The following is a 12,522-nucleotide window of genomic DNA, read 5'->3' as shown; positions in this document are numbered from 1 at the left end:
TAAGCAGATAAACGTTATTTTATAATTATTTACTTAAATAAATATCATTTCCGGCTTTTGCAGTAATGACATATATACATTGAAAAATCAGAAAGCTTGCAGATAAATTCGTAATAGCAGAATTATCTTTGCGCCAGCTCCAGCATTTCCCTGGCATGATTACGTGTGGTATCGGTAATGGTTTCGCCGCCAAGCATTCGTGCAATCTCATTCACCCGATCAGTCGCAGCCAGTACATTTATTTCACTTACAGTCTGCCCTTTGCTGTTATGTTTTCGCACCTGCCAGTGCTGCTGACCACAAGCTGCGACCTGCGGCAGATGAGTAACAGCCAGCACCTGACGATTTTTCCCCAGACTACGCAGTGCGTGACCAACAACATCAGCTACAGCTCCGCCAATACCGGTATCCACCTCATCGAAAATCAATGTAGGTACCGCATTATACTGACTGGTAACCATTTGCAGAGCCAGACTGATACGTGCCAACTCACCACCGGAAGCGACTTTGCTCATTGCTCTTAAAGGCGTGCCCTGATTGGCAGCTACCTGATACTGTACCTGCTCCAGACCATGCACAGATGGTGAGGCACTTAACAATTCAATATGAAAGCGTGCGCCTTGCATTGATAAATTTTGCATGTGAGCCGTGGTTTGTTTCGCCAGCTTTTTCGCTGCCTGATGGCGTTTCACTGATAATTGCTGTGCTGCATGCATATATTCATTTTCGCGTTCTACTACCCGCGCCTGTAACGCTTCAATATCCGCAGCCGCCTCCAGTTCATTAAGAGCTGATTCAACTTTTTCTAGCTCTTCAGGCAATTGTGGTGGCTCGATCCGATATTTACGCGCAACACTCATTAACTCCTGCATGCGCTGTCCCTGCTGTGCTAATAAATTTTCATCAGTCTCTACACTGGCAGTGGCTTCACGCAAATACGCACTGACTTCACTCAATTCTGCTTCTACTGATTCCAGTAATGCCACACTGTCTGCAAAAGCAGGAGCTGCTTTAATCAGTGCAGCCAGTTGCTGCCGGCAATGATACAAACGGCTTTGCAAACCCTCATCACCATTGAGAACTTCTTCTACATTTTCCGCCGTTTGCAGTATTTCCGCCGCATGTACTAATGAATCATGACTCTGACTGAGATTTTCCCACTCATGCTCTTGAAGATTCAGGGCATTTAGCTCATCAAAGCGCCATTGCAAGCGCTCACGCTCAATATTCAGACTATCAGCCTGTGTTTGCGCTTTTTCCAGCTCTTTTTTGGCTTCATGCCAGCGCTGATAGGCTTCACGTACCAGAGCAACTTCTGTATCAGCACCCGCAAATGCATCCAGTAATATACGTTGCGCGGATTCACTATTTAAAGAGTGGTGTGCATTCTGACCATGTATATCAATTAATAATTCACCTATCTGCCGCAACTGACTCAGAGTAACCGCCTGATTATTAATAAAACTGCGACTTTTTCCTTTTATATCAATCGTACGGCGGATACTTAATTGCGTTTCGTTTTCATCCAGTAATCCCTGTTCCTGTAGTAAGGTGCGGGCATGCGTTACATCACTGACATCAAACAGTGCTGATAACTGGGCTTCTCTGGCACCATGTCTTATCTGACCATAATCAGCTTTATCACCTAACAACAGACCCAATGCATCCAGCGTGATTGATTTACCCGCCCCGGTTTCACCTGTCAGAACGGTAAAGCCGCTTTGAAAACTCAGATTCAGCTCATCAACAATGACAAAGTCACGCAAAGACAGCGCCAGAAGCATAAACAACCTTTCTTAGAGAAAGTATTAATGATTTATGCCGGATTTTAGTATTTTTTAGGAAAATAAGAAACCATTTTTTAGAAAAATCTAAAATAATCGATAATAAATTTCGGTTTTATTAATTTTTATTGTATTTTTTCCACCAATAGCAACATACACATTATTTTTTCAGAGATGATGTCAGGCTACAAAAATTACTTAAAATCTGATTAACGGCTTAAAGCTTGTTTATACAACACACAGCTATACCAGCTGGTCACCCCAATGCAGTTTCTGGCGCAGAGTTTTGTAATATTGATAATTAACCGGATGTAAAATCCTCAGAGAATTGCGATAGCGGCAAATACGGATTTTATCCATACTATGTAAATCAAAAAACGCCTGTCCGTCAAAATGAGCCCGGGCATCGCTGCCTTTAGTAATCAGCACTTCTATTTCACTGGTATCACTAACAGCGATCGGCCGGTTGGACATGGATTGCGGGCAAATAGGCACCAAACTGAATGCACGCAGAGTTGGCTGTAAAATAGGACCACCGGCAGCCAGAGCATATGCCGTCGAACCAGTAGGTGTAGACACAATCAAACCGTCTGAACGCTGGGTATAAACAAACTCTTTATTGATGAATACCTCAAATTCAATCATCTGCCCCAGTGCACCACGGCTGAGTACAACGTCGTTTAGTGCCAGTGAATGATAAACTTCTTCGCCTGCACGTACCACAGTCGCTTCCAGCAAAATACGTTCTTCGGGCAGATATTTGCCAGTCAGCATGCCGGTTAATTCTGTTACCATCTGAGCACGCGGTACTTGTGTCAGAAAACCAAGATGTCCCTGATGAATACCAATCAGTGGTACCCGGTAAGGTGCCAGTTTACGGGCAACAGACAATAAAGTACCGTCACCACCCAGTACCATAACAAGATCACAGCGCCGCCCCATTTCACATTTATTAATAATATTACAGCGTTGCAGCAATACCGGATTAATCTGGTTATCCGCTTGCGCCTCACTATCCAGATACACCGAAATTTCTTCTTCACATAAAAAAGTAATGAGTTCGTCCAGTACTTCACTCATCATTGGTGTTTGCGGCCGTGTCACAATTCCGATATGGTTAAACTGGCTATTCATGTAAACATTTATTCCTGACTAAGTTACTCTCTCTAAATAACTACCATAACTTTATTTGGCTATTATAAAGGTTAGTGTAACAATAAACTTATATTATGTGCATTTTCATGCCGAATGCAAATATTATGCAAATGCACTGATAGCAAATTTGAAAAGGTATAAATATAAGATATTACTTTCATAGTTGCTGATATCCGCAGCATTTATTCTTTTAGCTGGCTGAAATGTCTGCTACTGAGGTATCTGATTATTCCGAATCATAAAATTAAATCTTAACTTAAAACAAAATATTAATTACTAGCAGAATACTTCTTGCACAACAGTTATATTAATTTGCCGGTACAGATCAATTTTAAAGTCGTTTAGCTGACATCTGATTAGAAATACACCCGTATTATGCAAGTAAATATCATTGCTTTCATACAATAGCTGTTTTCTTCTCAATTCAGCTAATTAGCAATTAAAATTACTCGCTAATTTTTTTGTTACTTTATTGCTTCAAATATCTCTGCAAAAAAAAATTTTAAAATATCTAATGTTCAAAAAATAATCTTCATATTTATGCTTTGATTTTCTTTAACTGCTTTAACAGATTACATAACATTATGCTGCTTATCCCGATTTATACTCTTATCTAACTATCTATCGCTCAATTGAGCGTAAATCGCTACAATAACTGTTTAAACTACGGTAGCCACTATGTCTGCATCTCTGCCAAAAGTTTTTGCTCTGCTTGGTCCTACAGCGTCAGGCAAGACCAGTCTGGCTCTGAGTCTGGCTGAGCAGTTTCCGATTGAAATTATCAGTCTGGATTCCGCCCTGATTTATCGTGATATGAATATCGGTACGGCTAAACCCAGTGCAGAAGAGTTAGAAGCAGTGCCCCATCATCTGATTGATATCATTTCACCGCTTGAAAGCTACAGTGCTGCCCAGTTTGTCAGTGATTGTGTGGATTTAGTCGAGGAAATTCATAGACGCGGTCACCTGCCTTTGCTCGTGGGCGGTACCATGATGTATTACCATGCCCTGACACAAGGACTGAACAGCCTGCCGGAGGCCAATCCGCAAATCCGTGCCGAACTGGATAAACTTAAACAACAGCACGGTACAGACTTTCTGTATGCACAATTACAGCGGGTGGATCCCATTACTGCTGCCCGCTTGCCTGCCGGTGATAGCCAGCGTATTGAACGGGCACTGGAAATCTATCACATCACTGGTGTTCCCATGAGCAGCCATCTGGCTAAACAGGAAAACCGGCAGAGCCCTTTAAATGTATGTACACTGGCACTTTTACCAGCCGACCGTGCCCGTCTGCATACACAGATTGCCACCCGCTTTCATTCGATGCTGGCACAGGGTTTTGTGGAAGAAGTGGAAGCACTTCGGCTGCAATACCCGGAATTGCATCCTGATTTGCCTTCAATTCGCTGTGTAGGCTATCGGCAGGCTTTTGATTATCTTAATGGCACAACTAACTACAGTACATTTGTTGAACGCGGGATTACTGCCACCCGGCAACTGGCAAAACGTCAGCTTACATGGTTGCGTAAACTGAATCCCGAACATGTATGCGATCCGTTTAATCCTGCAGGGCTGCAAGAACATGCGCAGCAATTAATACAGCGGTTTTTTGCTTAAACTGATTTAATTTAGAAAAATATCCGGCAACGAAACCTTAGGCAATACTATTAAAATATTGTGTAAACATTGTCTAATCTGATAGTCTGTTTATTTTGCAACTTAATGTATTAATTCAAATTCTTAATTATTAATTTGTAATTATTTATCTGTATATGCTGTTCTGCACTTTTTCAGTACAAAGACAGAACAGCAAAACAAAATTATTTACAGTAAAATGCAGTCCGTTGTTAGAGTCATTATGTCATAGCATTCGTACTGAATTGAATATACGGCAAAGACAAACACTTATCTTCTACGCCTCACTCTGACCAGGCAAGGGTCAGGCATTTTTGATTTAATAAGGAGAAAACACGATGTCCGTACAGGATCGCATTCGTTATACCTCACTTCATTCCCGCCTTATGTCTGCTGAGCAAGCTGCTACCCTGATAGATAATAATGCCAATGTCGGCATGAGCGGATTTACCGGCGCCAGCTATCCTAAAGTTTTGCCGAAAGCTATTGCTGACTTTGCCCGTGCTGAACATGCTGCCGGTCGGCCATATAAAATTAATGTATGGACTGGTGCTTCCACTGCGCCGGAATGTGATGGCGCACTAGCTGAGGCACATGCAATAAATCAGCGTTTACCATTTAATACTGATCGCCATATGCGTCAGGAAATCAACAATGGCGATGTCAATTTTATTGACATGCATTTATCGCATGTTGCCCAGCAGGCATGGTTTGGTTTTCTGGGTCACATGCATGTAGCCATTATCGAAGTACTGGGCATTACTGAAGACGGACATCTGATTCCGTCTACCGCAATCGGTAATAATCAGACATGGCTGGATATGGCGGACAAGGTTATTCTGGAAATCAATACCGGTTTGCCGATACAAATGGAAGGCATGCATGATATTCCTATGGATAATGCTATTCCGCCCCACCGCAAACCAATTAACATGACTCGCGCTGATGATCGCATCGGTGAAAAATACCTGAAAGTTGATTTAAACAAAATAGTCGCTATTGTTGAATCCAATGCTCCGGATCGCGACAATGTTTTCAGCGAACCTGATGACAAATCCAAACAGATTGCCGCTTATATTGTTGATTTCCTGTCTCACGAAATCAAAATGGGGCGTCTGCCTAAAGAAATGCTGCCAATTCAGTCTGGCGTTGGTAACGTGGCAAATGCCGTACTGGCAGGTCTGTTAACCGGTCCGTTTGAAAATCTGTATGGATATACCGAAGTATTGCAGGACGGTATGCTGGATCTGATACGTGCCGGTAAAATGGCTACTGCATCTGCTACCGCTATTTCCCTGTCTGCTAAGGCATTCCAGGATTTTGCAGACAATATTGATTTTTACCGTGAACGCATTATTCTGCGCCCGCAGGAAATCTCCAATCACCCGGAACTGGTGCGCCGTTTAGGTATTATTGGGATGAATTCAATGATTGAAGCCGATATTTACGGCAACATCAATTCTACCCATGTAATGGGTACCAGCATGATGAATGGTATCGGCGGCTCAGGTGACTTTGCACGCAATAGCTTCCTGAATTTCTTTGTTACCCCGTCTACTGCTAAAGATGACAAGATTTCCTGCATCGTGCCGATGGTTTCGCATGTTGACCATACCGAACACGATACACAGATTATTGTTACTGAGCAGGGTCTGGCTGATTTGCGCGGTCTGGCTCCGCGGCAGAGAGCAAAAGTGATGATTGAAAAATGTGCTCATCCGGATTATCGCGATCAGTTGCAGGATTACTACGACCGTGCTTTGCAAACGGCAAAAGGTATTCATACACCTCATATTCTTACTGAAGCTTTAAGCTGGCATGAACAATTCCTGAAAACCGGTTCTATGAAAATGTAATTGATTCCGGATAATGTCAGACAGCCCTGTTTCTAACAGGGCTGTTTTTTATCAGACTGCATCACTTCTCGACCAGATAATTTATTTTTGATTCAGCATCCGCAATTGATTTACTGAATCCTATAAACAGGTTATTACCATTACCAGGCGGAAATCCAGTATTACATCGTCTGAATGAGTATTTATGAATATACTTCATCATCACACATTATCAAATTCAGCCACATACACAATACTATCAGTTAAAATAACCACCACTCATTCTCTGCTGCATTCAGCAAATTCTTTATTTCTTCATCCTCAAAAGGAACAACCACCATGTTTTCCAAAGCGTTAACCATCGAAAAATTTGATCCGGAACTGGCCGGTGCCATTGCCCGTGAAGATCAGCGCCAGCAAGATCACGTAGAACTAATTGCATCAGAAAACTACGTAAGCTGCGCCGTAATGGAGGCTCAGGGCAGCCAGCTAACCAATAAATATGCCGAAGGCTATCCGGGTAAACGTTATTATGGTGGCTGCGAATATGTTGATGAAGTAGAACAGCTGGCTATCGACCGCCTGAAAGAATTATTTGGCGCCAGTTATGTCAATGTACAGCCTCATTCCGGTTCTCAGGCCAATCAGGCCGTTTACGCCAGCGTATTACAACCAGGCGACACTATTCTGGGCATGTCTCTGGCGCATGGGGGCCATCTGACTCACGGAGCCAGTGTCAACATTTCCGGTCGCCTGTATAACGCCATTACCTATGGTTTGGATGAAAATGAAATCCTCGACTACAAACAGGTGGAACAGCTGGCACTGGAGCATAAGCCGAAAATGATCGTGGCCGGTGCTTCTGCTTATGCTCTGGAAATAGATTGGGCACGTTTCCGTGAGATTGCAGATAAAGTAGGTGCTTATCTGTTTGTAGACATAGCACATTACGCCGGTCTGGTCGCTGGCGGAGAGTATCCGAATCCGGTGCCTTTTGCTGATTTTGTGACCACTACTACCCATAAAACTCTGCGCGGACCGCGCGGCGGTGTAATTATGTGCCGCAGCGATGAACATGCAAAAGCACTGAATTCAGCTATTTTCCCCTGCCTGCAAGGTGGTCCGTTAATGCATGTGATTGCAGCCAAAGCAGTAGCCTTCAAAGAAGCCTTACAGCCGGAATTCAAACAATATGCCCGTCAGATTAAAGCCAATGCCAAAGTACTGGCAGAAACCTTGATTGAACGTGGTTTGCGTATTGTTTCAGGCCGTACTGAAAGCCATGTATTTCTGGTAGACCTGCAACCAAAAAAACTTACCGGTAAAACGGCAGAAGCGGTGCTGGGCAAAGCACATATTACCGTTAATAAAAATGCCATCCCTAATGATCCGGAAAAACCATTTGTCACTTCCGGTATCCGTTTAGGCACGGCAGCCATTACTACTCGCGGCTTTACTGAAACAGATACGCGTGAACTTGGTCATCTGATTGCTGATGTTCTGGATAATGCAGACAATGAAAAAGTTATTTCAGAAGTCTCAGAAAAAATACAGAAAATTTGCAATCATTTACCTGTATATGGTAAATAAACCACAATATTATAGTATTAATATAATTTCCAATCATTCCTGTTGATTGACTATAAAATAGTACTTATACTCAAAGCAGACTTTTTCATCATTGAATAAATGATGTTTTAGTCTGTTTTTTATTGACATTAAACATCGCCATTGAGTTTCTCAATAAGAAATTCATCTTTAACTAATCAGGTATTATCAAAATACTAATAAAGTATTAATATAACCATATTGCAAAAGCAAAAATAACAATTTGGCGTTTAAATTTAAAATATTTTGATAATTCATTTTGAAAGGAAACAAAAATGAAAAAATTAGTTTCTTCCGCTTTACTGGCTGCTTCTTTAGCTATGACTGCAGGTTTCGCTATGGCTAATAGTAACAACGATGATACTGATGTTCGTCATTTCAGCGAATCTACTGCTCAAAATGGTCAGAACACTCATGTTTCTGACTCTACACCAGAAAATACTCCTTTCCGTACTGTTAATACCTATGCTGGTAACCACTAACAGTCTGGCAATAAAAAAAGCATAACTTATTGTTATGCTTTTTTTTTTACTTATCTATTTTCATGCAAAATACTATTCTCTCAGAGAGTAAACTAAGAATTATCCTGCACTTTTTTTTCACACTGCTTAAATCTTCCGTCAGTTGTTCTTGTGTTTATCTTTAAAATATAACTTACTGATTACATATATTTATTTAAAAAATCATAATTAATATTGATTTTACTTAATAACTCAACTTTTATTATAGCCACAGGATTAAGATAAAGCTTCCTTATTCTCAGGAGTACAACATCATGGGGTTACTCTGGACAATTATAGTTGGCTTTATCATTGGTTTAATTGCCAAACTAATCTATCCGGGCAAACAGCAACTTGGCATAGTGATCACCACTTTACTCGGTATCGGCGGCTCATTACTGGCCGGATATGTTGGTCAGGCATTTGGCTGGTACCATGCAGGTGAAAAAGCCGGTTTAATAGCTTCGATTATTTTTGCCTGCATTATTCTGTTTATTTACGGCAAAATTAAAAACAGACAGATATAACGAAACGGTGATGGATATTCAATCCATCACCGTTTTTTTGCTCAAATAAATGTATTATTTATTGATTTGCACTTTACCCAAACCTTTATCACGTAACTGAGCAATAGTTGCATCAATACCCTGTTTCTGAATCAATTGATCAAACTGACTGCGGTATACCGTTACCAGACTGGTACCGTTAACCCGGAAATTATAAATTTTAAAGACACCATTAGCATAATACATCTGATAACCCACGGTGTAGTGCTTATTACCGGCACTAACAATTTCGGTAAATGTTTCCAGCCGGTTATTACCCTGATTCACTACCTTAGGTATAACCTTCACAGATGCATTACTGGCACCCATTAATGCTGAATGTGCATAAATGCGCACAATCATATTTTTAAAGGCCGCACTGAAATCCTGTCTTTGCTGTGCAGTAAACTGTCGCCATTGCATACCTACGGCCAAAGCTGAAATACGCTCATAATCCAGATACTGATCTGCATAACGTTCTATCTGACTAATACGCTGTTGTTCATTCAGGCTTTTGTCACGAGCCACTGATAACACCATATCCACATTTTGCTGTAACTGTTGTTGCGCTAGCTGTTCCTGCGTTGCAGCGAACGAACATACTGCAACCATCAGCATCCAGCCTGCCAAACAAGCTTTTACATACCTCTGCATTGTATTCTCCTATGAATAAGCAAAAAAAACGGCTTATGTTTGTTATCATCCATAAACCGCTTGCTGTTTTTCATTTACTAAAGTCTTATCCTAATTTGGAAGCTAACCAGTCAGTTACACTGGCGAGCGCCGGTTCTAATGCAGCTATATCCTGCCCGCCGGCTTGTGCCAGTTCGGGACGACCGCCACCCTTACCACCAACCTGACCGGCAACATAATTAACCAGCTCACCAGCCTTGATTGTTTTAGTTAATGCTTTTGATACTCCTGCTATGATGGCAATTTTACCATCATTTACTGCTGCCAGCAGAACGATAATATTATCACCCTGTGCAATTAAATCAGCAGCAATATCTCTCAGAGCACTGCTTTCTGCCTCAATTTGTCCCAGCACCAGACGAGCTGTACCAATAGTTCTGGCCTGAGCCAGCAAAGCGGTACCTGCCTGTCTGGCCAGTTCACTTCTGGCTTCAGTTAATGCCTTTTCCAACTGTTTGGTCTGAGTATGTATTGCCTGAAGTTTAGGCAGCAAATCTTCAGCAGTCTGTGCTTTTACTTCGGCAACCGCCGCCTTAAGCAACTCTTCATGCTGCTGAACAAATTGTAAAGCATTCAATCCGGTCACAGCTTCAATACGCCGTACTCCGGCAGCAATACCACTTTCAGAAATAATTTTGAAAAGACCAATATCTCCAGTCCGTGCAACATGGGTACCGCCGCATAATTCGGTAGAAAATTCGCCCATGCTCAGTACACGTACCTCGTCACCGTATTTTTCTCCGAACAGCGCCATTGCACCGGCAGCGATGGCTTCATCAAAGCTCATATTCTGTGCACATACAGGAACATTGGCCACAATCGCCTGATTTACCCGACGTTCAACTTCGGTCAGTTGTGCAGCGGTAACCGGCTGTGGATGTGAAAAGTCAAAGCGGGTACGCTCAGCATTAACCAGAGAACCTTTCTGCTCAACATGTGTACCCAATACCTCACGCAAGGCGCGATGCATCAGATGAGTGGCACTGTGATTACGCATACTGGCTTCGCGCAGTACACTGTCTACCTGAGCAGTAACAGCATCACCCACTTTCAGACTGCCGGATAGCATTTCGCCAAACTGACCAAATACTTTAGCTTTGATTTTTTGCGTATCTTCTACCTGAAAGCGGTTTTCACCGGCAAAAATATAACCAGTATCACCAGTCTGACCACCAGATTCTGCATAAAACGGTGTGAAGTCAATCACGACCACACCTGATTCACCGGCATTTAACTGCTCAACAGCTTCACCATCCTGATACAAAGCCAGAACTTTGCTTTCATTCTGGCGTTGCTGATAGCCGGTAAATTCTGTATCAGCACCTTCATAGGTAAGCTGAGTATTGGCTTTAAAATTCTGCGCAGCACGGGCACGGGCACGCTGAGCAGCCATTTCACGCTCAAACCCTTCTTCATCCAGACTGATATTACGCTCACGCGCAATATCAGCGGTTAAATCATATGGAAAGCCATAAGTATCATATAGTTTGAAAATTACTTCACCAGCCAGTGTCTGGCCGCCATCCTGCAAGGCACTTTCAAGCAGAATCATTCCAGTTTCCAGTGTTTGCGCAAAACGGCTTTCTTCCTGTTTCAGTACATCACTGATTTGTGTCTGTTTTTCAACCAGCTCAGGATAGGCAGAGCCCATTTCCTGCACCAGATCCGTTACCAGCAAATGGAAAAATGCCTGTTTACAACCCAGTTTATAACCATGGCGTACAGCCCGGCGGATAATACGCCGCAATACATAGCCACGCCCCTCATTGCTGGGTAATACACCATCAGCAATTAAAAACGCACAAGAGCGGATATGGTCGGCAATGACTTTCAGACTCGGTACATCCTGACTATAGGGAATGCCTACAACACGGGCTACAGCATGCAGCAAATTGACAAACAGATCGATTTCATAATTACTGTGTACATGCTGCAATACCGCCGACACCCGCTCCAGTCCCATTCCTGTATCAACTGACGGCTTAGGAAGCGGATTCATAGTACCGTTTTCATCCCGGTTATACTGCATGAATACACAGTTCCAGATTTCTATAAAACGATCACCATCTTCTTCGGCACTGCCCGGAGGTCCACCCCAGATATGTTCGCCATGATCATAAAAAATTTCCGAACAAGGACCGCACGGACCAGTATCGCCCATTTGCCAGAAATTATCAGAAGCATAACGTGCGCCTTTATTGTCACCTATACGGATAATTTTTTCCGGTGGCAGACCAATCTCATTTAACCAGATATCATAAGCTTCATCATCATCTGCATATACAGTTGCCAGCAGTTTTTCCGGTGGCAGGTTCAGCCAGTCCTTACTGGTGAGAAATTCCCAGGCAAAATGCAAGGCATCACGCTTAAAATAATCGCCAAAGCTGAAATTGCCCAGCATTTCGAAAAATGTATGATGGCGCGCGGTATAACCAACGTTTTCCAGATCATTGTGTTTACCACCGGCACGCACACATTTTTGTGCAGTTGTCGCACGGCTGTACGGGCGCTTGTCAAAACCCAGAAACACATCTTTAAACTGATTCATACCCGCATTGGTAAACAACAGGGTTTTATCATCCTGCGGAGGTACAAGTGAAGATGAAGGTACAACCTGATGACCCTTACTTGCAAAAAATTGAAGAAATTTAGAACGTAATTCTGCTGTTTTCATGGTAGTTTCAATAAGACGGGTGATTAATCGTATTCAGGCAGTCTGTATAAAACACAGACTGCCTGAACATAGATATAAAAACAGGAC

At 42.5% G+C, this 12,522-nt stretch carries 9 protein-coding genes; 5 read left to right on the top strand and 4 right to left on the bottom strand.

What is annotated here, in order from left to right:
• Window positions 1–122: 122 nt before the first annotated feature.
• Window positions 123–1,784 (bottom strand): DNA repair protein RecN, encoded by a 1,662-nt coding sequence (recN, locus tag H3V00_RS00215; RefSeq protein ID WP_198206717.1) that lies wholly within the window; start codon window positions 1,782–1,784, stop codon window positions 123–125.
• 243 nt (window positions 1,785–2,027) lie between these two features.
• Window positions 2,028–2,918 carry an NAD(+) kinase gene (locus H3V00_RS00210; protein ID WP_078475100.1) on the bottom strand — a complete coding sequence of 297 codons (891 nt, stop codon included), beginning with the start codon at window positions 2,916–2,918 and terminating at the stop codon, window positions 2,028–2,030.
• A 699-nt stretch (window positions 2,919–3,617) separates the two neighbouring features.
• Between H3V00_RS00210 and miaA the strand changes: the two genes are divergently transcribed.
• The 5 genes from miaA to H3V00_RS00185 all read left to right on the top strand — a co-directional run bounded on the left by miaA (window position 3,618) and on the right by H3V00_RS00185 (window position 9,050).
• Window positions 3,618–4,562, top strand: coding sequence for a tRNA (adenosine(37)-N6)-dimethylallyltransferase MiaA (miaA, locus tag H3V00_RS00205; protein WP_198206718.1), 945 nt, complete (start codon window positions 3,618–3,620; stop codon window positions 4,560–4,562).
• Between the two features lie 356 nt (window positions 4,563–4,918).
• Window positions 4,919–6,436, top strand: coding sequence for an acetyl-CoA hydrolase/transferase family protein (locus H3V00_RS00200; protein WP_037475978.1), 1,518 nt, complete (start codon window positions 4,919–4,921; stop codon window positions 6,434–6,436).
• A gap of 318 nt (window positions 6,437–6,754) precedes the next feature.
• Complete coding sequence (gene glyA, locus H3V00_RS00195) at window positions 6,755–8,005, top strand: serine hydroxymethyltransferase (RefSeq protein WP_198206719.1); 1,251 nt, start codon at window positions 6,755–6,757, stop codon at window positions 8,003–8,005.
• A 293-nt stretch (window positions 8,006–8,298) separates the two neighbouring features.
• Complete coding sequence (locus tag H3V00_RS00190) at window positions 8,299–8,505, top strand: hypothetical protein (protein WP_025330220.1); 207 nt, start codon at window positions 8,299–8,301, stop codon at window positions 8,503–8,505.
• A 293-nt stretch (window positions 8,506–8,798) separates the two neighbouring features.
• Complete coding sequence (locus H3V00_RS00185; protein ID WP_025330219.1) at window positions 8,799–9,050, top strand: GlsB/YeaQ/YmgE family stress response membrane protein; 252 nt, start codon at window positions 8,799–8,801, stop codon at window positions 9,048–9,050.
• A 54-nt stretch (window positions 9,051–9,104) separates the two neighbouring features.
• On the opposite strand, the gene H3V00_RS00180 is transcribed toward H3V00_RS00185, so the two are convergent.
• Both H3V00_RS00180 and alaS read right to left on the bottom strand, forming a co-directional pair.
• Window positions 9,105–9,722, bottom strand: a complete 618-nt coding sequence (locus tag H3V00_RS00180) for a phospholipid-binding protein MlaC (protein WP_025330218.1) — start codon at window positions 9,720–9,722, stop codon at window positions 9,105–9,107.
• 85 nt (window positions 9,723–9,807) lie between these two features.
• Window positions 9,808–12,435 (bottom strand): alanine--tRNA ligase, encoded by a 2,628-nt coding sequence (gene alaS / locus H3V00_RS00175; protein WP_198206720.1) that lies wholly within the window; start codon window positions 12,433–12,435, stop codon window positions 9,808–9,810.
• Between the last annotated feature and the right edge of the window lie 87 nt (window positions 12,436–12,522).

It is taken from the genome of Snodgrassella sp. W6238H11 (assembly GCF_016100525.1).
GTDB lineage: Bacteria > Pseudomonadota > Gammaproteobacteria > Burkholderiales > Neisseriaceae > Snodgrassella > Snodgrassella alvi.
Note: the sequence above shows the minus strand (reverse complement) of the source record. Positions and strands in the feature narration are given on the sequence as shown.